The organism is Actinobacillus suis ATCC 33415, from assembly GCF_000739435.1.
Lineage (GTDB): Bacteria > Pseudomonadota > Gammaproteobacteria > Enterobacterales > Pasteurellaceae > Actinobacillus > Actinobacillus suis.
In genome coordinates this window covers 2357898-2383917 of record NZ_CP009159.1, presented here as the reverse complement: position 1 = coordinate 2383917, position 26020 = coordinate 2357898, and the positions used below count along the sequence as shown (strand labels likewise).

The window sequence follows — 26020 nt, the reverse complement described above, 5'->3', positions numbered from 1 at the left end:
ATTATCAAATTAGGCAATAATTTGCTTGTTTTCGGCAAGAAATGACCGCTTGTTTTTTCTATAATGACTCACATCAGCACAAGACTGAAACAATTTAACAAGCTGGAGAATTCCCAATGAGCAATACTATTTTTTATTCAAACGATAACGATTTTGAGCAAGATGTTTTGAATGCAAAACAACCCGTGTTAGTGGATTTTTACGCAGACTGGTGTCCACCATGTCAAATGATTGTACCAAGCTTAGAAGCGCTTGCAGAGGAATATCAAGGCAAAGCGAAAATCGTGAAAATCAATGTCGATCAAAATCCTGAGCTTTCAATGAAATTTGGTGTTCGCAACATTCCGACATTGATAACTTTCCGCAATGGTGAGATTGTTGATCGCACCGCAGGCGCAATGCCGAAATCTCAATTAGCTGCTTTTATTGAAAAAGCATTTTAGGCAATTTTTAACATTATTCGAGGAAAATAAAATGACGAAACCTTATGTTGATCCAAACAAAGTTGCAGAAGTAGCAAGTGCGGTGAAAAATGAGCCGAAATTAGGGCGATTTACCGTCACAATGACCAGCCAATCTAACGGTGGTGTAGGTGTGAAAACTCGCACAGGCAAAACCGTTCACGCTGGTATTGTTGATGAAAGCCGTGTGGGTAAATTTGAAACCATCGGTGATGAACCAGAAGCAGTTTTAGGCGAAGACAAAGCGCTTAGCCCAATGGAATATGCTTTGCAAGCCTTAGCGGGTTGTTACACCGCCACTCTCACATTATTGGCAGCAGGCAAAGGCATTGAATTGGAAAAAATCGAGCTAAATCTTGAAGCGGATTTTGACTTAAACGGCTTTTTAAAATTCGATCCAAACGTACGAAACGGTGCAAGTGAAATTCGTGTGGATATTCACGTTGAAAGCTCAAATGCTAGCCGTGCCGAAGTCGAGGCTTTAATTGCAGAAATTCCGAATCACTCTCCGTTATACGATATGTTTACCAACCCAGTTCCTGTGGTTCATCGTATTGTTTAAGGCTAATTTTAATTAACATTACAAGCGGTCATTTTCCCTCAAAAGTTTGCAAATGATCGCTAAAACAAAGGATATAAAATGAAAAATCGAATTACAGAAATTTTAGGGATTGAAAAACCTATCGTGCAAGGCCCAATGTCGTGGGTAACCAATGCTGAATTTGTGGCGGCGGTAAGTAATGCAGGTGGCTATGGTGTGCTTGGGCCGAATGCAGGGCAAACAGAGATGACCAGTTCTCCGATTGAAACGGCTGAGCGTATGCGAGCAGAAATTCGCAAAACTAAAGCCCTAACGGATAAGCCGTTTGGCGTGAACCTTGCCCCAAATCCTGATCAATCAAAAGATCCTTGGACTCGTCCGATTATTGATGTCATCAAAGAAGAAGGCGTACACGGTGTAGTATGGATGGGTATAGGCGATGGCACAGTGCTACCGGAGATTTTTGCCGAATTAAAACAAGCGGGTGTGAAAATTATTTTCCGAGCAATTACCCCTACGATTGCTAATACACAACAAGCGGAACAAGCAGGGGCGGATATTATTGTCGCAACCGGTTTTGATGAAGGCGGTTTAATGCCGGAAAAAGCGATTGGTACTTTTGCGATTGTACCGATGATTGTCGATGCGGCGAAGAATGTGCCCGTTATGGCAGCTGGTGGCATTTCCGACCACCGTACCACTAAAGCCACATTTGCCTTAGGCGCGGAAGGGATTTTTGTGGGAACAGCATTATTGGCAACCAAAGAAAACCCAACCCATCAACGAGTGAAAGAAAGCATTGTTCGCTCAACGCCTGATGATTTATTGCTCTTTAAAGCACCGCCAACGTTCGCCCGTTCTTTCACGGGTAAACTCACGGAAAAATTGGTTGAACTCACCCAAAGCGGTGCAGACGACAGCGAAATCGGTAAAGCAATGGCTGGTTTATCCGGTTTCGGCAACGGTATGATGAAAGGAGATTTCGATAACGGTTGGGGCTGTGTCGGCTTAGGCATTGCCAATATCCACGAAATCAAAACCGTAGCGGAAGTGATTGACGGATTATTTGCCGAATAACTATGTTCAAGCGGTCGGATTTTGTAAAATGTTGCAAAAATCTGACCGCTTGTCATTTTTAAATAGGAGGAAAATATGCATAACGCTCACGATCTTGCGACTATCGAACAGTATCTTGCTGAAAATCGCTTAACACTACTTTATGTACAAGCACCAAATTGCGGTGTGTGTACGGTATTTAGAAAACAGGTTGCCGAAGTCGTGGCGGAATTACCTGAAATGACAGGTGTTGAAACCAATATCACAACGGTGCCGATGATTGCCAGCCGTTTTCACGTACTCACCGCACCGGCGGTACTTTTCTTTGCGGACGGCAAAGAAATTTGGCGTTCGGCGAGATATATTAATATGAGGGAACTTAAAGAAGTATTGGAGAAATATATAAAAGAATATACCGCCTAGCTCTCTAGGCGGTATTTTTACATAGACGGGAAAACTAGCTTTTTAGTGCATTTAAGAGTTTATTGTGAATACCGCCAAATGCACCGTTACTCATCACTAAAATATGATCGTTCGGCTTCGCTTCTTTTACCACTAACGCCACCAATTCATCAAGATCTGCCGACCATGCTGCCGGTTGTGAGAGTGAATCGGTAATTACCGAAACTGACCACGGAATTGTGTCCGGTTGGTAAACAAATACCGCATTCGCATCGGCTAAACTTGGCGCAATTTCTTCTTTATGTACGCCCATTTTCATCGTATTGGAACGAGGCTCAAGCACCGCTAAAATGCGCTGTTCTTTGCCGACTTTGCCACGTAAAGCGTCAATGGTTGCCGCAATTGCGGTTGGGTGATGGGCAAAGTCATCATAAACGGTAATACCATTCACTTCGCCTTTCACTTCTAAACGGCGGTTTGCATTAATAAATGAACCGAGTGCTTCGCAAGCGCCTGCTACCGATACACCAGCGTGATGCGCCGCGGCAATCGCCATTAATGCATTATGCATATTATGCGCACCGATAATATTCCATTTTACTTCACCGGCTTTTTCACCTTTGTGGAATACTTCGAAATTCGAACAATCTGCTGAAATCGGTTTTGCAAACCACTGTTTATCTTCGCCAATAAATTGCAGCTCGCTGTAACTGCCCATTTTTAGCGTATTTTGTACATTCTCATCTGCTGCTGCCGAAAGAATACAACCGCTACTCGGCATGGTACGGACTAAATGATGGAACTGACGTTGAATCGCTTTTAAATCGTCAAAAATATCTGCATGATCAAATTCAATATTGTTGATAATTAACGTTTTTGGCGTGTAATGTACGAACTTAGAACGTTTATCAAAGAATGCAGAATCATACTCATCTGCTTCAATCACAAAGAATTTGCTTGAACCGGCACGTGCCGAAATACCGAAATTACCGGCAACGCCACCGATTAAAAAGCCGGTATCAATCTGATTTTGATCTAAAATCCACGCTAACATGCCAGTGGTAGTGGTTTTACCGTGCGTACCAGACACCGCTAGAACCCAGCGATCTTTTAACAGATGATCATGTAACCATTGTGGGCCTGAAGTGTAATTTAGCTGATTATCCAATACATATTCTACGCAAGGATTACCACGGCTCATTGCGTTACCGATAACCACTAAATCCGGTGCCGGCTGAAGCTGCGCCACATCATAATTAGGAATAATTTCGATGCCGTGATTTTCTAAAAATGTACTCATCGGCGGATAAACATTGGTATCCGAACCTGTCACTTTATAGCCCAGTTCTCGAGCGATCATCGCTACACCGCCCATAAAAGTGCCACAAATACCAAGAATGTGAATGTGTTTTTGCGTCATAAATTAGCCTTTAATGTAAAAATTTTGTGATCAATGTCACAAACTTGTTATACCCCGTTAGAGGGAGCTTTAATTTCTTTCTATAATACCGCTAGCTATTTTAGCATACCCCAAGGAGAAATTATGAAAACACTCGGCGAATTTATTATTGAAAAACAAGCAGAGTACCCAGAAGCAAAAGGTGAATTAAGCGGTATCTTATCGTCTATTCGCCTTGCGGCTAAAATTATTCATCGTGAAATTAACCGTGCCGGTTTAAGCCAAGATATTTTAGGCGTTGCCGGATCTGAAAACATTCAAGGCGAAGCACAAATGAAATTAGATGTGTTTGCCAATGAAACGATGAAAAAAGCATTAATTGCACGTGAAGATGTGGCAGGTTTTGCCTCTGAAGAAGACGATAACTTCGTTGCTTTTGACAACGAAAGAGGTAGAAATGCAAAATATATTTTAATGACCGATCCTTTAGACGGTTCTTCAAATATTGATGTAAACGTTTCGGTCGGCACGATTTTCTCAATTTATAAACGTGTTTCACCGATTGGTACGCCGGTTACGATTGAAGATTTCTTACAAGAAGGGCGCAAACAAGTGGCGTCGGGCTATGTCACTTACGGTTCATCTACAATGTTGGTTTATACCACCGGTAACGGCGTCAACGGCTTTACTTATGACCCGTCCCTCGGTTTATTTATTCTGTCTCATCCGGATATGAAAATGCCGTTTGAAGGAAAATATTACTCAATTAACGAAGGACAATATGTCACTTTCCCGATGGGCGTGAAAAAATTCATCAAATATTGCCAAGAAAGTGACGAAGCGACTAAACGTCCGTATTCATCACGTTATATCGGTTCATTAGTGTCAGATTTTCACCGCAATCTATTAAAAGGTGGGATCTATATCTACCCAACCTCAACTGTCTATCCAAAAGGTAAGCTACGTTTATTATATGAAGGCAATCCAATGGCGTTCTTAGCTGAGCAAGCCGGCGGTATGGCAACAGACGGTTTTAATCCGATTTTAGATATTAAACCGACCGAACTACATCAACGTGTCCCGTTCTTTGTTGGCTCAACCTCAATGGTGCAACAAGCGGTCAAATTTATGCAAGAATTTGCAGAATAGTCCTAATAAAAACAAAAAACCGAACGCTTTTAAACGTTCGGTTTTTTTATATAAGCGGTTAAATTTGCTTATTATTTTGCAAAATACGCTTCTAAAGCATCGCTACCGCCGATTAATTTACCGCCGATAAAGATTTGTGGAACAGTTTGGCTACCTGCAACCGCACGTACCACTTTACCACGTTGTGAATCGTTATCTAACACGATTTCTTCAAAGCGTAAGCCTTTTTCAGCTAATAATGCTTTTGCTTTAGCACAGAATGGGCAGTCAGTTTTGCTGAATACCACGATTGGATCTTGGTCTTTCCACTCTGGGTTTAAGAACTTGATCATGGTTTCTGCGTCAGATACTTCAAACGGGTCGCCATCTTTTTCTGGTTCATCAAACATTTTCACTACTTCGCCGTTTTTCACAAGCATAGAATAACGCCAAGAACGTTTACCAAAGCCTAAGTTCGCTTTATCAACTAAACGACCCATACCTTCAGTGAATTCACCGTTACCGTCTGCTAATAAGATTACGTTTTCCGCATCTTGGTCTTTCGCCCATGCGTTCATTACGAAAGTATCATTTACAGAGATACAGATGATTGAATCTACACCTAATTTTTTGAACTCGCCCGCTAATTCATTGTAGCGTGGTAAGTGAGTTGATGAACAAGTTGGTGTGAATGCGCCTGGTAAAGAGAAAACGACAACAGTTTTGTTATCGAATAAATCTGCAGTAGTTACATTAACCCATTCGCCACCTTTACGAGTCGGGAAAGTTACGTTAGGCACTTTTTGCCCAGTCATATCTTTAAATGACATAAAAAATTCTCCTGTTTTACATAATGTTTTCAAAAACCGTACGCATTCTACACCTAAATATGCCATAATTCAGCCTATTTGATTAATAGGAAAAATGGTCATTCTTCGATCTAACTGGGAGTTCCTGTGAATATTAGAGATTTAGAATATTTAATTGCCTTAGCAGATTATAAACACTTCCGCCGTGCGGCTGATGCCTGTAATGTGAGCCAGCCGACACTCAGCGGTCAAATTCGCAAATTAGAAGACGAATTAGGTACGGTTTTACTTGAGCGTACCAGCCGTAAAGTCTTATTCACGCAAGCCGGTTTAACTCTGGTTGAACAAGCTAAAGCCGTATTACGCGAAGTAAAAGTGCTAAAAGAGATGGCAAGTAACCAAGGAAAAGAAATGTCCGGTCCACTTCATGTTGGCATTATTCCAACACTTGGTCCGTATCTTTTACCACTTGTATTGCCTGCGTTAAAATCGGCGTTTCCCGAACTAGAACTTTATATTTACGAGCTACAAACTTCACAATTGGTAGATCAGCTTGAATCGGGTCAATTAGACTGCGGAATCTTGGCTTTTGTTAAAGAAAGCGAGCCATTTATCGAAGTACCTATCTTCAATGAGCAAATGTTATTGGCAGTTTCACAGCAACACGAGTGGGCAAATCAAAAAGGTTTAGACATTAGCGCCTTAAAAGATAAAGAGCTACTCTTTTTAGATGACGGCCACTGTTTACGCACCCAAACCTTGGATTACTGCTTATCTGTCGGCGCCAAAGAAAGCACACATTTTAAAGCGACTAACTTAGAAACATTACGTAATATGGTAGCAGCAAATGCCGGCATTTCACTGATTCCAGAATTAGCAGCTAAATCGTGTGAAGGCTTAAAATACCTCGCCTTTAACGATCCAAAACCATATCGTTCTGTGGGACTAATTTATCGCCCTGGCTCACCATTACGCCTTCGCTATGAACGTCTTGCAAAAGAAGTTGCCAATATTATGAAGCAAGAGAACATCAATGAGTAACATCGGTATTCGCGCACAGCAAAAAGAAAAAACACGCCGAGCATTAGTCGATGCGGCATTTAACCAATTAAGTGCAGAGAAAAGTTTTTCTAATCTCAGTTTACGAGAAGTCGCAAGAGAAGCCGGTATTGCACCGACCTCGTTCTATCGCCACTTTAAAGATATGGACGAATTAGGCTTAGCCATGGTGGACGAATCGGGTTTATTGCTTCGTCAACTCATGCGCCAAGCTCGTAAACGTATTGAAAACGGCGGAAGCGTGGTTGCAGTTTCAACCGAAACGTTCTTTGAATTTATTACGGATCGACCGAATGTATTCCGTTTGTTACTCCGAGAAAGTTCTGGTACATCACAAGCCTTTCGTACGGCGGCATCACGAGAAATTCAGCATTTTATTGCGGAATTGACCGACTATATTATGAGTAAAGATGTCAACAGTAGCCGTGAAATCGCCCATATCCAAGCGGAGGGACTCATGACGATTGTGTTTACTGCCGGCGCTTATGCGCTTGATATGAATACGCAAGAACGTGAAAAACTGAAAAAGCGAGTGATTATGCAACTCAGAATGCTTACTCGTGGTGCGGCTTCTTACACTTATAGCCATACAAAGGATCACCAATAATGCAAAACAAAAACGCTATGCTTTTCCGTTTCGGTAAAAATTTGCTTGTTTACGGGCTAATGTTTATCGTGCTAAGTATTGCAGTTGATTGGTATCGCAAACCCAGTGAGCCGAATGCGTTCGCTCAACAGGTTTTCTACGATTTGCAGCAACAGCCGAAAGTGATGGCACAATTAAGCCATCAAAAACCGCTGTTGCTCTACTTTTGGGGCAGTTGGTGTAACTACTGCAAATTCACCTCACCTGCAGTTCAACAATTGATGGATGATAACGTAGCGGTGCTAAGTGTTGCGCTCAAATCCGGTAGTCCGCAACAGGTTGCGGATTATCTCAGCCAAGAAGATTATCACTTCCCCGTCATCAATGATCCTGATGGCGAAATATCCAAAAGCTGGAACATCCAAGCCACCCCAACGATTTTAATCATAAAAGACGGCAAGGTTGTACAGCATACAACAGGGCTTACAAGCTATTGGGGGCTTAAAGTCCGTTTATGGCTGAGTAGCCTAACTTAAAATTCAAGCGGTCTGATTTGTCAATTTTTCTGCAAATCAGACCGCTTTAGCATATAGAGAATATTATGATAGTAGATCCTAATTACCAACAAGAACTCGAAAAATACGAGAATCCCGTGCCGAGTCGGGAATTTATTTTAAATACCATTCGAGAATTTGATGCACCGATGAGCCGTGAAGAACTGCTCGAAGCGTTTCATATTTATGATGAAGAGCGTATCGAAGGTGTTCGTCGCCGCTTACGTGCGATGGAAAATGACGGACAATTAATTTTTACCAAACGTAAACGTTATGCCCTGCCGGAAAAAATGGACTTGATAAAAGGTACGGTTGTCGGTCACCGTGACGGCTACGGCTTTCTGCAAGTAGAAGGTGGTGAAAAAAGCGATGACTGGTTTATTCCGAATAACCAAATGACACGAGTGATGCACGGTGATTTTGTGCTTGCTCAGCCAAACGGAACCGATCGCCGAGGTCGCCGTGAGGTACGCATTGTTCGTGTTTTAGAAGCACGTAAAAAACAAATTGTCGGCCGTTTATTCCTTGAAAGCGGCATTGGTTTTGTTGTGCCGGACGACAGCCGTCTCACTCAAGATATTTTAATTCCTGACGATCAACGTATGGGCGCAAGAATGGGGCAAGTGGTTGTAGTGGAACTGCAAGAACGCAAAGCCAGTTTCAACCGCCCAGTCGGTTTTATTACCGAAATCTTAGGCGATAACCTCGCACCAGGCATGGAAATCGAAATCGCATTGCGTAACCACGATATTCCGCACGTTTGGCCGGAAGGTGTAGAAAAACAAATTCGCCAATTTAATGAAGAAGTACCGGAAGAAGCTAAGCTTGGTCGAGTAGATTTACGTGATTTACCTTTGGTCACGATTGACGGTGAAAGTGCGCGAGATTTTGACGATGCCGTTTTTGCTAAGAAAGAAGGTGACGGTTGGCGTTTATGGGTAGCGATTGCCGATGTAAGCTATTACGTTCGCCCGAAAACCGCACTTGATTTAGAAGCGGCAAATCGTGGTAACTCGGTTTACTTCCCAAATCGAGTCATTCCGATGTTACCGGAGATTTTATCAAACGGTTTGTGTTCACTGAATCCACAAGTTGACCGCTTATGTCTGGTGGCGGAAATGACTGTATCCAAAAAAGGCGAACTGACCGGCTATAAATTTTATGAAGCGGTAATGAACTCACACGCCCGTTTAACCTATACCAAAGTTTGGAAAATGTTAGAAGGCGATGAAGCATTACGTGAGCGTTACGCACCGCTCGTACCACATTTGGAAACCTTGAACGAAATGTTCCAAGTGTTAGTCAAAGCTCGTCAAGCTCGTGGTGCAATTGAATTTGAAACGGTGGAAAACCAATTTATTTTCAATCCGCAAGGCAGAATCGAACGGATTGAACCGCTGATTCGTAACGATGCACATAAAATTATCGAAGAGTGTATGATTTTAGCAAATATCGCTTCAGCCCGTTTTGTCGAAAAAGCGAATGAACCGGCACTATTCCGTATTCACGATAAACCAAGCGAAGAAAAACTGACCAGTTTTAAATCCTTTATCAAAGAATGTGGATTGACTTGGAATGTAGGGCTTGATCCGGAACCAAAAGACTATGCCGAGCTGATTGAACAGCTTGCCGATCGTCCGGATCGTGAGTTAATTCAAACCATGTTGCTTCGCTCACTTAAACAGGCTGTATATGCGGCAGATAATGTAGGGCATTTCGGTTTAGCGTTAACCGAGTATGCTCACTTTACTTCGCCGATTCGTCGTTATCCGGATTTACTGTTACACCGTGCAATTAAGTATTTGATTGAAAAAGAAAAAGGTAACACTCGCAATTATACGGACGGTGGTGGCTACCACTATAAATTGGACGACATCGATCAATTTGGTGATAAATGTTCTGCAACCGAGCGCCGTGCGGACGAAGCAACCCGTGAAGTAGCAGATTGGCTGAAATGTGAATTTATGCAAGATCATCTCGGTGAAACGTTCGAAGGGGTGATTTCAAGCGTCACCGGTTTCGGTTTATTCGTTAAAATCAATGAGCTACTAATTGACGGTTTAGTACATATTTCAACATTAGATAACGATTACTATCATTATGATGCAGACAGACAACGTTTGGTCGGCGGTAGTGGCATTATTTATCGCTTAGGTGATCCGGTAAAAGTGAAAGTAATTAATGTGAGCTTAGATGATAAGAAAATCGATTTTGCGCTAATCGGTAATTTGCGTAAAGGGATTGCAGTGGGCAAAACGGCGAAGCAGAAAGCGAAAAAAGTTGGCGATAAACCAATCTTTAAAGAGCCGAAAACCATCAAAGCAACGAAGTCGAAGCCGAAAAAAGAAAAAGCTGCTCGTAAAACCGCCAAAAAAGCTAAGAAACCAGCAGCAACTAAACGTAAGAAATAGCGAATAAGCGGTCAAATTTGCAAAATTTTTTACAAATTCTACCGCTTGTCAGCGCTAAAATTTGAACTATCATAGCCTAGCCAAAACTAGGCTATTTTTATCGGAACTATTTATATGAATAAACTTAAACTTATTTTTTTAATTTCAACACTGACAACTTTATTTGCTTGTTCCCCTTCGCCGACTAAAAAAGCGAAAACAGATTATTTAAAGGATAATATTAGTCAAACCGAATTAGCAAACCGAGCTAACTATAAGCGCTATCATTATCTTTGTAGCAATTTTGAAACCGGTACAAGTTCTTACTTATCCAGCTACTTTCCGCTTTCAAGAGAAAGTCGTATGAAAGATAACTTCGGCTTCTACTTCCAATTAGACGGCGGGAAAATTGAACCGTTTGATCATATTGAAAATAAAACGCTCAATGCACGAGGTTCTCGTTTTGAAGTAACTTATCGCTCATACAATCCAATTCAAGGCAGCTATGTTGACCTCATTGCACGTGAGCAAAGTTCTGCTTATTATCGCAATATCAATGGTGTTCGAGTACCTTGGCTAAATTGTCGAGAAAGCTAAACCTCAGTAAAAGTTTCATTACGCAAATACTTGTAACTTTTGGATCTATGTTAGTTTGTTTTTAGCTTGAATCAACATTTAAAAAATTCTATTATCACCAAAGTTAAATGATAAAGATTCTCATTTGTAAGAATTTGTAAAGCCTCTTGCTTAATTACTTGAGAATTATTATCATTAACTCACTTCAAAAATAATAGGTAATCACTCCAACTCTTACGCCTCATTCCCCCACAAAATGAGGCGTTTTTTTTCGTCTATTGCCGATTAAGCCTTATCAATCACAACGTATCTCGTTATAATAGATTCTATTTTCATATTTAAAACAAGATATAAGGAATCAAGCAAATGGCTCAATCTATTGAAGCAACATTAGCCGAACTGAAACGCGGTGTTGAAAATATTTATTCTGAAGAAGATTTAATTGAAAAGTTAAAAGAAAATCGTCCGTTACGCGTTAAATTAGGCGCAGATCCGACAGCCCCCGATATTCACTTAGGCCATACCGTTGTTTTAAATAAACTCCGCCAATTCCAACAGCTTGGTCATGAAGTGATTTTCTTAATCGGTGATTTTACCGGTATGGTAGGCGACCCTTCAGGTAAAAACTCAACTCGTCCACCGTTAACGCGCGAAGACGTATTACGTAATGCGGAAACTTACAAACAACAATTATTCAAGATCTTAGATCCAAATAAAACTCGTGTGGTATTCAACTCCGAATGGTTAGGTAAATTAGGTACCGAAGGTATGATTCGCCTTGCATCTAATTACACTGTTGCACGTATGCTTGAGCGTGACGATTTCAAAAAACGTTTTGCCAATAACCAATCTATTGCAATCCACGAATTTATTTATCCGTTACTCCAAGGCCATGACTCTGTGGCTTTAGAAGCGGATGTTGAGTTAGGTGGTACAGACCAAACCTTTAACTTATTAGTTGGCCGTGAGTTACAAAAATCAGCGGGTCAAAAACCGCAAGTAGCAATGACATTACCTCTACTTGTCGGCTTAGACGGCGAGAAAAAAATGTCAAAATCACTTGGTAACTATATCGGTGTAACAGATGCACCAAGCGATATGTTCGGTAAAGTGATGTCGATTTCAGACGAATTAATGTGGGATTGGTATAATTTACTTTCATTCCGTCCATTAGATGAGATCGCCCAATTAAAAGCAGACGTTGCAGCCGGTAAAAACCCACGTGATGTGAAAATTTTATTAGCGAAAGAGTTAATTGCACGTTTCCACGATCAAGCGGCGGCAGATGCTGCAGAACAAGAATTCATCAATCGTTTCCAAAAAGGTGCAATTCCAGATGAAATGCCGGAATTTACGTTTGAAGGTGAAATCGGTTTAGCAACCTTGTTAAAAGAAGCCGGTTTAGTCGCATCAACTTCAGAGGCGATTCGTTCAGCACAGCAAGGTGGCGTAAAAATTGATGGCGAAAAAGTCGAAGACGTTCGTCAAAATGCACAACAAGGTACTTTTGTTTACCAAGTTGGTAAACGTAAATTTGCACGTGTAACAGTGAAATAAGTTCGCTATAAATAAAAAAGGAAGCTTAAAAGCTTCCTTTTTTATTATGTATTCCTAATTAAACCATATTAGAAAATAAGTCTAATATACTAAAAACACCATTAACTCTGGTATAAATTACTATGCGATTCTCACTTTAACAGCTATCAATTGAAGATAAAACGATTGTGTTTCCATGCTTTAAATAAATGTCCTTATTTCTTATTCTATTGACAATGATAAGCATCTAATTATCGTAAAAATTCGTTATATCGATTAAGTTAGAATAATTAATTTTTAAAAATTTTATCGTGTATTAAGTAATACAAACGTAAGCCATATTATCATCGATAAAAATAATATTAAGCCTATCGCCTTTCTCCCTAATAAATTTAAATGTTGTTTCTAAATCGTAAGTAAAAGCAGTATCTTGAGCAACTCTATCCAATTGAATATGACTAAACTCACTAAAAAATAGGCTTTCTTTTAAATTTTTAGTTAGTTTAAGCATATAATATTCGAACTCGTCAGGAAGCAACATATCCCTCTCATAAACAATAAACTTACTTTTTAAATTATATTCCTCCTTTATTTTGATATAACGTACTAATTGAGGTTGGTACTCTAACAGCCGATGAAAATTATCTAATCCATACTTTTGCAAGTAAATCTCACTATTGAGAATATCAGCTAAAATGAAGCGATCTTCATACTTCTGTTTGGTATGGAATAACCATTCGTTAAACCGATGCAAATAATTATTTATCAGCCTGAGTGCTGACAATGCAATTTGTTTGAACATAGCGCCCTCTTGTGGATGAAAATTACATTTTACCATAACTTACACTATCGAAACGGTTTTATGTAAAGCAAAGATAATTTTATATGTCATATTTTCAAAAATTTACACAAAGAATGCTGCATTATGTAACATTTGCATACCTATAAATAGGTATAACATATAGAGAAATAAGCGGCCATCTTTGCAAAAAATTTAACAAAAATAACCGCTTACCATTGTCTATAAATTATTCTTTTTTAAGTAAGAAAATACCTTGTTCAGTAAAATGGATAAACGCCTCTTTTAATTCTGGATCAAATTGATCCGGATTTGCATTCACTAAAACTTCTTTACCGTTCCACTCTGCAACAATCTCCCAATGGTTGCCCATATAAACTGCACTCTTAATTTGGCAACATTGACCAGCTTCACCGGTGGCAGTAAGTCGAATTGCCTCCGGACGCACACCGACCAAACATTCGCCGTCTGTAATACCAAAATCTGCAGCATTATGAAGAGAGAAACTGTAATCTCCGATTGCGACCGTGCCTTGGCTTAAGCTACCGTCAAAAATAGTCGATTCGCCCATAAAGTTGGCAAGGAATAAAGAATTCGGACGTAAATAAAGATCTTTTGCCGGTGCTTTTTGCATAATCTTGCCTTTATTCATCACAATAACTTCATCCGAAACCGCAAATGCTTCAGTCTGATCGTGCGTAACATAAAGCGAGGTAATACCTAAGCGTTGTTGCAATTCACGAATTTTTTCACGCATGGAACGGCGTAAGTTGGCATCTAAGTTACTTAACGGTTCGTCAAATAATAACACTTTCGGTTTTAGCACTAAGGCACGGGCTAATGCAACACGTTGTTGCTGACCACCAGAAATTTGATCAACAAAACGATCTTCAAAGCCGGCTAAATCCACCAGTTCCAATGCCTCTTTCACACGCTGTTTACGCTCTTCGTTACTTACGCCCTGCATACGTAAACCATAACCGACGTTATCGCCAATCGACATATGCGGGAATAGTGCATAAGATTGGAACACAATACAAATATCTCGATTTTGAATCGAAGATTTGGTTACATCTTCGCCATCAATAAAAATTTGACCGCTTGTCGGATTCTCAAGCCCTGCCACTAAGCGTAATACGGTGGTTTTACCGCAGCCGGATGGCCCTAATAAAGTGACCATCGTGCCACGTTTAATCACTAAATCTAAATTATCAATTACTGTTGCTTTACCGAAAGATTTGGTAATATTTTTCAGTACTAAGAAATCGTTGTTCATAATATTTTGCCTTTTATACACGAGCGACAATACCGCCCGGGACGAATTAATCTGCTTTTTTCGCTTTTGATTTTGCGATACGAGTGTCCCCGACAATCCAGTCGAAGAATAAAATGATCGCCATCATCACAACAATTAAGATTGAACCGTATGCGATAGCCACCCCGTACTCACCGTCTTCCACACGGTTTAAAATATAAGCGGTTGCAACACGAGTATCTGCGGTCACAAGGAACACAATCGCACTCACGGTTGTCATCGCACGTACGAAACTGGTCACTAATGCGGATAACAATGCCGGTTTCAATAATGGGAAGACGATAAACCAAATGGTTTTTAACGAACTGCCTTTTAATGATAATGAGGCTTCATCCAATGATTTATCCAACTGCCCAAGTCCCGCAATTGCCGCACGCATACCGATCGGTAAATCTCGCATTACCATTGAAATAATAATGATGATACCGGTGCCGGTAATATACATTGGCGCATCATTAAAGGCGAGAATATAAGACACACCGGCAACCGTACCCGGTACGGCAAAGCACAGCATAGTTAAGAACTCAAGCGTTTTCTTACCTTGGAAATCTTTACGCACCACAATATAAGCGATGAGTAAGCCGAATAACGCTGTTAACGGTGCGGCAATACCGGCATAGATCATGGTATTGATTAAAGACGGCCACGCCCCATCACTTAGACCTTGTCCGAATAACATTGCATAGTTATTCAAGGTTAAAGTGTAATCTACCCCCCAGTTGACCGTGAAGCTGCCGTAGAAAATACTGCCGTATAACGCAAGGTTGAACACCACCCAGAAACCTAACATTGCAATAATGGTATATTTCAAACCGCTTGGTAGGTCTTGTACATCGCCGCGATAAGATTTACCCGAAACGGTCACATAAGAGCGATTACCAATCCACATATACTGAACGATAAAGATCAATAATGAGAAAATCAGCAACATTGAACCTAAGGTACTTGCCGAAGCGTAATCTAATTGCGAACCGGCGATATAGAAATAAATTTGAGTAGCGATTACGTCAAAGCTACCGCCTAAAACCAACGGGTTACTGAAGTCGGCGAGCGATTGGATAAACACGATTAAAAATGAATTTGCCAATGCCGGACGTAATAACGGGAAAATAATGTTATAGAACGTTTGATAGCGGTTCGCTCGTAACGTATAAGACGCTTCTTCAATCGAAGGGTGAATTGATTTTAACGCACCGTCTAAAATCATAAATGAAATCGGGGCGAAAGCAAGAATCTGAGCAATCGCAATCCCGTTAAAACCATACAGCCAGTTATGATCTTTAAAGCCGAAATAGGTATCTAAAAATTCGGTCACATAGCCCGAACGACCAAGCATTAAAGTTACGCCAAGACCCACCACAAACGGCGGTGTCACAATCGGTAGGATTGAGAAAATTTTCCCGATAAAGGCGGTACGGTGAGCGATACGAGTAGTATAAAGCGCAAACGCTAAACCGAAAACGGTTGAAACAATGCCGACAAAGCCGGAAAGGAATAAAGAGTTACTGATTACTCGAACAATATAACCCTGCCCTAAAATTCTGACCACTTGTTCCGGTGCGAACGTTTCTCCGTCATAAAACATCGAAATAAAAATCGCAACGGTCGGATAAACGATAAAAAAGAAAATCAGCAAGATGATACTGAGCAATGCGGCAATAATAAATTTATCGCCTTGCATCATTTTGAGTTTAGCAAAAGCAAAGGTGGCAAGTGCGGTTAAGGTTGCAATTAATACGATAACCGAATAGCCCATACTGACCTTATAAATCGTTGCCGAAATAAAGGCGAATAATAGTATGAAAGAAATTAAACCTAATTCCGCTTTTGCCTGGGCTTCGGTCGAAAGTTTTAAGGAAGGGAGTAACCAGAAACCGATTAAAGGTAAAAACCAAAGTATCGTCAAATTAACGGAAGACCAACCCATTGCATCTAAAAATTCATCTGAAGTACTTTCCAATAAACCGTAATCCAGTGCTTTGGAAGGCAGAACAATAAATGCAATAAGTGAGAGCAGAATCCAAAAGTGGCTAGATTCAAACAGCGATCTTTTATTTGTAATAGAATCCATATAGCCTCACAACAACGTATAAAATAGAGAAAAACAAGCGGTCGTTTTTCGCTGATTTTTTGCAAATTTTTTGCGAAAAACGACCGCTTATCAAAAGGCGAATAATTATTTCGCTAATTTCACTTCATCAACCCATTTGCTGATTAAGCGTTTACGTTCGTCACTTGCACCGTATTTTTCAAAATTGTAATCAATTAATTTTAGTTTAGTCAGATCAAATGCAAGTGGAGATTGCTCCGCTGTAGTATTAGTTAGCGTTTGTAACGCTTGACCTTTTTTCCATGCGGTTTCCTGACCTTCTTTAGAAAGGGCAAAATCAACGAATAATTTAGCGTTATCTAAGTTTCTCGCACCTTTTAAGATACTCACACCACCTAATTCATAGCCGGTACCTTCGCACGGCACAACCATTTCAAGCGGAGCACCCTGTTCTTTTTCTAACGCATAGTCGTGTAAGAAACCGATACCGACCGTAGTTTCACCGCGTGCGGCATTACGTGCCGGCGTGATACCCGATTTGGTATATTGAGAAATGTTCGGATGGAGATGTTTGAAGTAATCGAACGCTTTATCTTCGCCCCACAGTTGAGCAAAGGTTGCGATAGCGGTATAGGCTGTGCCTGAACTTTGCGGGTCGGCAATTTGAATTTCGCCTTTTAATTTCGGATCGGTCAAATCGTTCCAGCATTGAGGCATTTTCTCAATGCCTAATTTTTTCAAACGTTCGGTATTCACTGCAAAGCCTAAAATACCAATATATACCGCAGAGCTTAAGTTACCTTTTACTTTTGCCGGATCTTGGAATTTCGGCATAATTTGGTCGATATTTGGTGAGCGATAGGCTTCTAATAAGCCTAATTCACCCGCTTGAGATTGCGGATCTAAAGTCCCGCCGTACCAAACGTCCGCTTGCGGATTATTTTTCTCCGCTTCAATTTTTGCAAAGGTACTGCCTGAACCGTTGCGGATAAAAGAGGTTTTCACATCATATTTTTCTTCAAATGTTTTTGCCGCATTTTCACACATGACATTGGTTGCACTACAGTAAATCACTAAGCGTCCTTTTGCTTGAGCCGCCGAACTAAACATTAACCCCGCACCGAGTAATGCGGTTGAAACCGCTAAAGAAAGTTTTCCAAATTTCATAATCAAAGCCTCATATTGAGCATAAATCAATAAAATGCCGCGAATATAATCGAAAGCATTTTTCTTATTGGAACTAATTTACCGTAATTGAATAAAAAATACCGTGAAGCAGTTCACAAAATACGAGATTAATGAGCGATATTGTTATAAAATCATAATGTAAACCTCATTTGTAATGAATTGGTAAATTATATAAATAATCAAAAAACTTACTTTTTTTTATTTTTATCGGTAAGTATTTACAATCAAGTCAGACAAACGGCAATATTGTTATAAATCTGGGGGGATGAATGAGTAAAAAAATTAATGGATTTGAGGTTTTAGGAGAGGTGGCATGGTTATGGGCAAGTTCTCCTTTACATCGAAAGTGGCCGCTTTCTTTGTTAGCAATTAATGTGCTACCTGCGATTGAGAGTAATCAATATGTTTTGTTAAAGCGTGACGGTTTTCCTATTGCATTTTGTAGCTGGGCAAATTTGAATTTGGAAAATGAAATTAAATACCTTGATGATGTTGCCTCGCTAGTTGCGGATGATTGGACTTCCGGCGATCGTCGATGGTTTATAGATTGGATAGCACCGTTCGGAGACAGTGCCGCATTATACAAACATATGCGAGATAACTTCCCGAATGAGCTGTTTAGGGCTATTCGAGTTGATCCGGACTCTCGAGTAGGGAAAATTTCAGAATTTCATGGAGGAAAAATTGATAAGAAACTGGCAAGTAAAATTTTTCAACAATATCACTTTGAATTAATGAGTGAGCTAAAAAATAAACAAAATTTTAAATTTTCATTAGTAAATAGCTAAGGAGACAACATGGCTAACTCTCAGCTCGATAGAGTCAAAGGATTGATTGATTCACTTAATCAACATACAAAAAGTGCAGCTAAATCAGGTGCCGGCGCATTAAAAAATGGTTTGGGACAGGTGAAGCAAGCAGGGCAGAAATTAATTTTATATATTCCGAAAGATTATCAAGCTAGTACCGGCTCAAGTCTTAATGATTTAGTGAAAGCGGCGGAGGCTTTAGGGATCGAAGTACATCGCTCGGAAAAAAACGGTACCGCACTAGCGAAAGAATTATTCGGTACAACGGAAAAACTATTAGGTTTCTCGGAACGAGGCATCGCATTATTTGCACCTCAGTTTGATAAGTTACTGAATAAGAACCAAAAATTAAGTAAATCGCTCGGCGGTTCATCGGAAGCATTAGGACAACGTTTAAATAAAACGCAAACGGCACTTTCAGCCTTACAAAGTTTCTTAGGTACGGCTATTGCGGGTATGGATCTTGATAGCCTGCTTCGTCGCCGTAGAAACGGTGAGGACGTCAGTGGTTCGGAATTAGCTAAAGCAGGTGTGGATCTAGCCGCTCAGTTAGTGGATAACATTGCAAGTGCAACGGGTACGGTGGATGCGTTTGCCGAACAATTAGGTAAATTGGGCAATGCCTTATCTAACACTCGCTTAAGCGGTTTAGCAAGTAAGTTAAATAACCTTCCAGATTTAAGCCTTGCAGGACCTGGGTTTGATGCCGTATCAGGTATCTTATCTGTTGTTTCGGCTTCATTCATTTTAAGTAATAAAGATGCCGATGCAGGTACAAAAGCGGCGGCAGGTATTGAAATCTCAACTAAAATCTTAGGCAATATCGGTAAAGCGGTTTCTCAATATATTATTGCGCAACGTGTGGCGGCAGGCTTATCCACAACTGCGGCAACCGGTGGTTTAATCGGTTCGGTCGTAGCATTAGCGATTAGCCCGCTTTCGTTCTTAAATGTTGCGGATAAGTTTGAACGTGCGAAACAGCTTGAACAATATTCGGAGCGCTTTAAAAAGTTCGGTTATGAAGGTGATAGTTTATTAGCTTCATTCTACCGTGAAACCGGTGCGATTGAAGCGGCATTAACCACGATTAACAGTGTGTTAAGTGCGGCTTCCGCAGGTGTTGGGGCTGCTGCAACCGGCTCATTAGTCGGTGCGCCGGTAGCAGCTTTAGTTAGTGCAATCACCGGTATTATTTCAGGTATTTTAGATGCTTCTAAACAGGCAATCTTCGAACGAGTTGCAACGAAATTAGCGAATAAGATTGACGAATGGGAGAAAAAACACAGTAAAAACTATTTTGAAAACGGTTATGACGCCCGCCATTCCGCATTCTTAGAAGATACCTTTGAATTGTTATCACAATACAATAAAGAGTATTCGGTAGAGCGTGTCGTTGCTATTACGCAACAGCGTTGGGATGTCAATATCGGTGAACTTGCCGGCATTACTCGCAAAGGTTCTGATACGAAAAGCGGTAAAGCTTACGTTGATTTCTTTGAAGAAGGAAAACTTTTAGAGAAAGAACCGGATCGTTTTGATAAAAAAGTGTTTGATCCGCTTGAAGGTAAAATCGACCTTTCTTCAATTAACAAAACCACTTTATTGAAATTTGTTACGCCGGTCTTTACCGCAGGTGAAGAGATTCGTGAGCGTAAGCAAACCGGTAAATACGAATATATGACCGAATTATTCGTTAAAGGTAAAGAAAAATGGGTGGTAACCGGTGTGCAGTCACATAATGCGATTTATGACTATACGAATCTTATCCAATTAGCGATAGATAAAAAAGGTGAAAAACGTCAAGTGACCATTGAATCTCATTTGGGTGAGAAAAATGATCGTATATATCTTTCATCCGGTTCATCTATCGTATATGCGGGTAACGGACATGATGTAGCATATTACGATAAAACCGATACAGGTTACTTAACATTTGACGGACAAAGTGCACAGAAAGCCGGTGAATATATTGTCACTAAAGAACTTAAAGCTGATGTAAAAGTTTTAAAAGAAGTGGTTAAAACTCAGGATATTTCAGTTGGAAAACGCAGTGAAAAATTAGAATATCGTGATTATGAGTTAAGCCCATTCGAACTTGGGAACGGTATCAGAGCTAAAGATGAATTACATTCTGTTGAAGAAATTATCGGTAGTAATCGTAAAGACAAATTCTTTGGTAGTCGCTTTACCGATATTTTCCATGGTGCGAAAGGCGATGATGAAATCTACGGTAATGACGGCCACGATATCTTATACGGAGACGACGGTAATGATGTAATCCATGGCGGTGACGGTAACGACCATCTTGTTGGTGGTAACGGAAACGACCGATTAATCGGCGGAAAAGGTAATAATTTCCTTAATGGCGGTGATGGTGACGATGAGTTGCAGGTCTTTGAGGGTCAATACAACGTATTATTAGGTGGTGCGGGTAATGACATTCTGTATGGCAGCGATGGTACTAACTTATTTGACGGTGGTGTAGGCAATGACAAAATCTACGGTGGTTTAGGTAAGGATATTTATCGCTATAGTAAGGAGTACGGTCGTCATATCATTATTGAGAAAGGCGGTGATGATGATACGTTATTGTTATCGGATCTTAGTTTTAAAGATGTAGGATTTATCAGAATCGGTGATGATCTTCTTGTGAATAAAAGAATCGGAGGAACACTGTATTACCATGAAGATTACAATGGGAATGCGCTCACGATTAAAGATTGGTTCAAGGAAGGTAAAGAAGGACAAAATAATAAAATTGAAAAAATCGTTGATAAAGATGGAGCTTATGTTTTAAGCCAATATCTGACTGAACTGACAGCTCCTGGAAGAGGTATCAATTACTTTAATGGGTTAGAAGAAAAATTGTATTATGGAGAAGGATATAATGCACTTCCTCAACTCAGAAAAGATATTGAACAAATCATTTCATCTACTGGTGCACTTACCGGTGAACACGGACAAGTTTTAGTGGGATCAGGCGGTCCATTAGCTTACAGCAATTCACCGAATAGCATACCGAATGCTTTCAGTAATTATTTAACACAATCTGCTTAAGATAATTATTTTTAAATGATTAATAGCAATCCTATATATATTAGGTGTGTAGGATTGCTATTTTATTTATGGAGGAGCAAATGGATTTTTATCGGGAAGAAGACTACGGATTATACGCACTGACGATTTTAGCCCAGTACCATAATATTGCTGTAAATCCGGAAGAACTAAAACATAAATTCGACCTTGAAGGAAAAGGCTTAGATCTAACCGCTTGGCTATTAGCCGCAAAATCATTAGAACTTAAAGCAAAACAAGTAAAAAAAGCGATTGATCGTTTGGCGTTTATCGCACTACCGGCACTTGTATGGCGAGAAGACGGTAAACATTTTATTTTGACTAAAATTGATAATGAAGCAAAAAAATATTTAATTTTTGATTTGGAAACGCATAATCCTCGCATTTTGGAACAAGCGGAATTCGAGAGCTTATACCAAGGAAAACTGATTTTAGTTGCATCAAGAGCTTCCATCGTAGGTAAGCTGGCAAAGTTTGACTTCACTTGGTTTATACCGGCGGTAATTAAGTATCGTAAGATTTTTATTGAAACGTTAATTGTTTCAATTTTTTTGCAAATTTTCGCACTAATTACACCGCTTTTTTTCCAAGTCGTGATGGATAAAGTCTTGGTACACCGAGGTTTTTCAACCTTAAATGTGATTACGGTGGCATTAGCGATCGTCGTGCTGTTTGAAATTGTGCTAAACGGTTTACGTACCTATATTTTTGCGCATAGTACCAGCCGTATTGATGTGGAGTTGGGAGCAAGATTATTCAGACATTTATTAGCACTCCCAATCTCTTATTTTGAAAATCGTCGAGTCGGCGATACGGTGGCTCGTGTACGAGAACTCGATCAAATTCGTAACTTCTTAACCGGGCAGGCACTTACTTCCGTGTTGGATTTAATGTTTTCCTTTATCTTCTTTGCAGTGATGTGGTATTACAGCCCTAAACTTACTCTTGTGATTTTAGGCTCGTTACCGTTTTATATGGGGTGGTCGATTTTTATCAGCCCTATTTTACGTCGCCGTTTAGATGAAAAATTCGCACGTGGTGCGGACAATCAGTCATTCTTAGTGGAATCGGTGACTGCAATCAATACGATTAAAGCGTTGGCGGTTACCCCTCAAATGACTAATACCTGGGATAAGCAATTAGCCAGCTATGTATCGGCGGGATTCCGTGTAACCACATTAGCTACTATCGGACAGCAAGGTGTACAATTTATTCAAAAAGTCGTGATGGTTATTACCTTATGGCTAGGCGCACATTTAGTGATTTCAGGCGATTTAAGTATCGGACAATTAATCGCATTTAATATGTTATCCGGTCAAGTGATTGCACCGGTGATTCGTTTAGCGCAACTTTGGCAAGATTTCCAACAAGTAGGAATTTCAGTTACTCGTTTAGGTGACGTTTTAAACTCTCCAACCGAAAGCTATCAAGGGAAATTAGCGTTACCGGAAATTAAAGGCGAGATTAACTTCCGCAATATTCGTTTCCGCTACAAACCGGATGCACCAGTGATTTTAAATGATGTGAATTTATCAATTCAGCAAGGTGAAGTTATCGGTATCGTAGGTCGTTCCGGCTCAGGTAAAAGTACGTTAACGAAATTAATTCAACGTTTCTATATTCCGGAAAACGGTCAGGTATTAATAGATGGGCATGATTTAGCATTGGCGGATCCGAACTGGCTACGTCGTCAAGTCGGGGTGGTATTACAAGATAACGTACTATTAAATCGTAGTATTCGAGATAATATTGCCTTAGCGGATCCGGGTATGCCAATGGAAAAAATTGTCCATGCGGCAAAATTAGCCGGCGCTCACGATTTCATTTCAGAATTGCGTGAAGGCTATAATACGATCGTAGGTGAACAAGGTGCCGGTTTATCCGGTGGACAACGCCAACGTATTGCGATTGCGCGTGCTTTAGTGAATAACCCAAAAATTTTGATTTTTGATGAAGCAACCAGCGCATTAGATTATGAATCAGAACATATCATTATGCGAAATATGCACCAAATTTGTAAGGGACGTACTGTGATTATCATTGCCCACCGCTTATCCACGGTGAAAAATGCCGATCGTATTATTGTGATGGAAAAAGGACAAATTGTAGAACAAGGTAAACATAAAGAGCTTCTCGCTGATCCGAATGGTTTATACCACTATCTACATCAATTACAGTCGGAGTAAGGGAGAAAAAAATGAAAACATGGTTTATGGGATTATGGGAATTTCTCCAACGTTATAAAACCGTTTGGTCAGAAGTTTGGAAAATTCGTCATCAACTAGACACTCCAGACCGAGAAAGTGATGAGAGTGAGTTTTTACCGGCACACTTAGAGCTAATTGAAACACCGGTTTCAAAAAAGCCAAGATTGGTTGCTTACTTAATTATGCTTTTCTTGTTTTTAGCATTGGTCATTTCAATTGTTAGTCACGTGGAAATTGTTGCTAGCGCTTCAGGAAAACTTACCTTTAGCGGACGCAGTAAAGAAATTAAACCAATTGAAAATGCACTGGTGAAGGAAATTTTTGTACAAGATGGACAATTTGTACAAAAAGGGGAATTGTTGCTACACCTTACTGCGCTTGGTGCAGATGCGGATCAACAAAAAACCCAAAGCTCGTTGTCATTGGCAAAATTAGAACGTTATCGTTACGAAACGCTATTAACTGCCGTTGAAACGAATCATTTGCCATTAATCGAATTAACACATAATGACTTTAGTCACGCCTCTGAAGAGGATAAGACACGGATTCGTCATTTAATTGTTGAACAATTCGAAGCGTGGCAAAAACAAAAATATCAAAAGGAATTGGTATTACAACGCCGAGAAGCTGAGAAACAAACGGTTTTAGCTAATATTCGTAAATATGAAGGGATAAGCCGAGTAGAACAGGAAAAATTGAAGGATCTTAAAAAACTGTTCAATTCAAGATCGGCATCAAAGCACGATGTATTAGCACAAGAAAACCATTATATTGAAGCCGTCAATGAACTTGCGGTCTATCAATCTCGCTTAAATGAGGTAGAAAGTGACTTACGCCAAGCAAAAGAAGATGCACAATTAATTACGCAACTCTTTAAAGCGGATGTACTTGAAAAGCTTAAGCAAAATGTTGAAACGGAAAAGCAACTTAAACTTGAGCTAGAAAAAAATGAGCAACGCCAAGTCGCATCAGTCATTCGAGCACCGGTTTCCGGTACGGTACAACAGTTAAAAACCCATACGGTTGGCGGTGTTGTAACGACCGCAGAAACATTAATGGTGATTGCGCCGGAAGATGATGTTCTTGAAGTCACCGCTTTAATTCAGAATAAGGACATTGGTTTTATTGAAGTGGGACAAGATGCCGTGATCAAAGTTGAGACATTTCCTTATACTCGCTATGGTTATTTAACGGGTAAAGTAAAACATATCACTTTAGAAGCAATTGAGCATCCGCAACTTGGTTTGGTATTTAATACCATTATCTCAATTGATAAGAAAACGCTGTCTAGTAAAGATGGCAAAGAGATCGCACTTGGCTCAGGGATGAGCGTTACTGCCGAGATCAAGACAGGAGAACGTAGTGTGATTAGTTACTTATTAAGTCCGCTGGAAGAATCTATTTCTGAAAGCTTGAGAGAGCGCTAGGTCACTTAGGTATGTAAGAGCAAGCGGTCGGATTTCATCAGAATTTTGCAAAAAATAGATGAAATCCGACCGCTTTTTTATCTAAAAAAATTATTTAGCTACAATAATTTTTGCGCCGTTTGAGAAGACAATTTGGCGAGCATCAAATTGTGCATTCAGCTTCGCCTGCGGATTTTGAAATACTGCTTGTGCTTGAACTGGTAATTCAGCTACTGGTACAGAAAACACCAATTCAGCCGTTGTTCTACGTTTTAAATTATCTTTAAACGTGACCGGCGTATCCTGTGTCAAAATGATTTTACCGTCATGGATATAATTTACCGCCCATTGCACAATACGAATGTTACGTTTTGTTTTATTCTCAATACTATATTTGAAACTAAGCATTGGTTGACCCTGTGGATCTTGCGTAAGCTCATAACCGAAAAAACGTAATGCAACACTATCATTAAAGCGCTTTTGATTAGCTTCTTTTGCCGAAAGCGGGGCATTTTTTGTCACGGTTTTATGTTCAACTGTTGGTTGAATTTGATTACCTTCCGCATAAGCATTCATTGCTAAAAGCAACGACATTGCCGCACTGGCAAGTAAGGTTGAGTATTTCATAATTTACCTCAATAGTTAAAGCCAAAAACATTACGCCATATATTAAT

General features: G+C 40.1%; 22 protein-coding genes. 15 read left to right on the top strand and 7 right to left on the bottom strand.

Going from position 1 to position 26020, the window contains the following annotated elements; genetic code table 11:
• The first annotated feature begins 116 nt into the window (after positions 1 to 116).
• From trxA to ASU1_RS11075, 4 genes are all read left to right on the top strand, one after another.
• Positions 117 to 443, top strand: a complete 327-nt coding sequence (trxA, locus tag ASU1_RS11090) for a thioredoxin (protein WP_015674445.1) — start codon at positions 117 to 119, stop codon at positions 441 to 443.
• A 31-nt stretch (positions 444 to 474) separates the two neighbouring features.
• Entirely contained in the window at positions 475 to 1023 is a 549-nt protein-coding gene (locus tag ASU1_RS11085) for an OsmC family protein (RefSeq protein ID WP_015674444.1), read from the top strand.
• Between the two features lie 78 nt (positions 1024 to 1101).
• Positions 1102 to 2079: an NAD(P)H-dependent flavin oxidoreductase gene (locus ASU1_RS11080; protein ID WP_015674443.1), complete on the top strand. Its 978-nt coding sequence runs from the start codon at positions 1102 to 1104 to the stop codon at positions 2077 to 2079.
• Positions 2080 to 2154: 75 nt separating this feature from the next.
• Positions 2155 to 2481 carry a thioredoxin family protein gene (locus ASU1_RS11075; protein ID WP_015674442.1) on the top strand — a complete coding sequence of 109 codons (327 nt, stop codon included), beginning with the start codon at positions 2155 to 2157 and terminating at the stop codon, positions 2479 to 2481.
• 34 nt (positions 2482 to 2515) lie between these two features.
• On the opposite strand, the gene mpl is transcribed toward ASU1_RS11075, so the two are convergent.
• The gene (gene mpl, locus ASU1_RS11070) at positions 2516 to 3880 is read right to left on the bottom strand and encodes a UDP-N-acetylmuramate:L-alanyl-gamma-D-glutamyl-meso-diaminopimelate ligase (RefSeq protein WP_015674441.1); all 1365 of its coding nucleotides are present in this window, start codon (positions 3878 to 3880) and stop codon (positions 2516 to 2518) included.
• A gap of 123 nt (positions 3881 to 4003) precedes the next feature.
• Between mpl and fbp the strand changes: the two genes are divergently transcribed.
• Positions 4004 to 5008: a class 1 fructose-bisphosphatase gene (gene fbp, locus ASU1_RS11065; RefSeq protein ID WP_015674440.1), complete on the top strand. Its 1005-nt coding sequence runs from the start codon at positions 4004 to 4006 to the stop codon at positions 5006 to 5008.
• Positions 5009 to 5079: 71 nt separating this feature from the next.
• On the opposite strand, the gene ASU1_RS11060 is transcribed toward fbp, so the two are convergent.
• Entirely contained in the window at positions 5080 to 5817 is a 738-nt protein-coding gene (locus tag ASU1_RS11060; protein ID WP_015674439.1) for a glutathione peroxidase, read from the bottom strand.
• A 126-nt stretch (positions 5818 to 5943) separates the two neighbouring features.
• Between ASU1_RS11060 and oxyR the strand changes: the two genes are divergently transcribed.
• The 6 genes from oxyR to tyrS all read left to right on the top strand — a co-directional run bounded on the left by oxyR (position 5944) and on the right by tyrS (position 12518).
• Complete coding sequence (oxyR, locus tag ASU1_RS11055; RefSeq protein WP_015674438.1) at positions 5944 to 6837, top strand: DNA-binding transcriptional regulator OxyR; 894 nt, start codon at positions 5944 to 5946, stop codon at positions 6835 to 6837.
• Positions 6830 to 7462, top strand: coding sequence for an HTH-type transcriptional repressor FabR (fabR, locus tag ASU1_RS11050; protein WP_015674437.1), 633 nt, complete (start codon positions 6830 to 6832; stop codon positions 7460 to 7462). Before oxyR ends, fabR begins: the two co-directional genes overlap by 8 nt.
• Positions 7462 to 7977, top strand: coding sequence for a protein disulfide oxidoreductase (locus ASU1_RS11045; RefSeq protein ID WP_015674436.1), 516 nt, complete (start codon positions 7462 to 7464; stop codon positions 7975 to 7977). The genes fabR and ASU1_RS11045 overlap by 1 nt, the downstream gene beginning before the upstream one ends.
• 65 nt (positions 7978 to 8042) lie before the next feature.
• Positions 8043 to 10406: a ribonuclease R gene (gene rnr / locus ASU1_RS11040; RefSeq protein WP_015674435.1), complete on the top strand. Its 2364-nt coding sequence runs from the start codon at positions 8043 to 8045 to the stop codon at positions 10404 to 10406.
• A gap of 114 nt (positions 10407 to 10520) precedes the next feature.
• A complete protein-coding gene (locus ASU1_RS11035; protein WP_015674434.1) occupies positions 10521 to 10982 on the top strand; it encodes a hypothetical protein in 462 nt (153 codons plus the stop codon).
• A gap of 345 nt (positions 10983 to 11327) precedes the next feature.
• Positions 11328 to 12518: a tyrosine--tRNA ligase gene (tyrS, locus tag ASU1_RS11030; protein ID WP_015674433.1), complete on the top strand. Its 1191-nt coding sequence runs from the start codon at positions 11328 to 11330 to the stop codon at positions 12516 to 12518.
• A 295-nt stretch (positions 12519 to 12813) separates the two neighbouring features.
• Here tyrS and ASU1_RS11025 read toward each other — a convergent pair whose 3' ends face one another.
• The 4 genes from ASU1_RS11025 to ASU1_RS11010 form a co-directional block, all read right to left on the bottom strand.
• Positions 12814 to 13299: a hypothetical protein gene (locus tag ASU1_RS11025; RefSeq protein ID WP_015674432.1), complete on the bottom strand. Its 486-nt coding sequence runs from the start codon at positions 13297 to 13299 to the stop codon at positions 12814 to 12816.
• 226 nt (positions 13300 to 13525) lie between these two features.
• Entirely contained in the window at positions 13526 to 14572 is a 1047-nt protein-coding gene (fbpC, locus tag ASU1_RS11020) for a ferric ABC transporter ATP-binding protein (protein WP_015674431.1), read from the bottom strand.
• A 46-nt stretch (positions 14573 to 14618) separates the two neighbouring features.
• Positions 14619 to 16682 carry an ABC transporter permease gene (locus ASU1_RS11015; RefSeq protein ID WP_015674430.1) on the bottom strand — a complete coding sequence of 688 codons (2064 nt, stop codon included), beginning with the start codon at positions 16680 to 16682 and terminating at the stop codon, positions 14619 to 14621.
• Between the two features lie 105 nt (positions 16683 to 16787).
• Positions 16788 to 17828: an ABC transporter substrate-binding protein gene (locus ASU1_RS11010; RefSeq protein ID WP_015674429.1), complete on the bottom strand. Its 1041-nt coding sequence runs from the start codon at positions 17826 to 17828 to the stop codon at positions 16788 to 16790.
• Between the two features lie 290 nt (positions 17829 to 18118).
• Here ASU1_RS11010 and apxIC point away from each other — a divergent pair, with 290 nt between their 5' ends.
• The 4 genes from apxIC to ASU1_RS10990 all read left to right on the top strand — a co-directional run bounded on the left by apxIC (position 18119) and on the right by ASU1_RS10990 (position 25367).
• Positions 18119 to 18637: an RTX toxin-activating lysine-acyltransferase ApxIC gene (gene apxIC, locus ASU1_RS11005; RefSeq protein ID WP_009875272.1), complete on the top strand. Its 519-nt coding sequence runs from the start codon at positions 18119 to 18121 to the stop codon at positions 18635 to 18637.
• 9 nt (positions 18638 to 18646) lie between these two features.
• On the top strand, positions 18647 to 21715 hold the full coding sequence (apxIA, locus tag ASU1_RS11000) for an RTX family hemolysin ApxIA (protein ID WP_015674428.1): 3069 nt from the start codon (positions 18647 to 18649) through the stop codon (positions 21713 to 21715).
• A gap of 80 nt (positions 21716 to 21795) precedes the next feature.
• A complete protein-coding gene (apxIB, locus tag ASU1_RS10995; protein WP_015674427.1) occupies positions 21796 to 23919 on the top strand; it encodes an RTX toxin T1SS ABC transporter permease/ATPase subunit ApxIB in 2124 nt (707 codons plus the stop codon).
• An 11-nt stretch (positions 23920 to 23930) separates the two neighbouring features.
• Positions 23931 to 25367 (top strand): HlyD family type I secretion periplasmic adaptor subunit, encoded by a 1437-nt coding sequence (locus tag ASU1_RS10990; protein ID WP_015674426.1) that lies wholly within the window; start codon positions 23931 to 23933, stop codon positions 25365 to 25367.
• 90 nt (positions 25368 to 25457) lie between these two features.
• On the opposite strand, the gene ASU1_RS10985 is transcribed toward ASU1_RS10990, so the two are convergent.
• On the bottom strand, positions 25458 to 25973 hold the full coding sequence (locus ASU1_RS10985; RefSeq protein WP_015674425.1) for a hypothetical protein: 516 nt from the start codon (positions 25971 to 25973) through the stop codon (positions 25458 to 25460).
• Positions 25974 to 26020 lie beyond the last annotated feature (47 nt).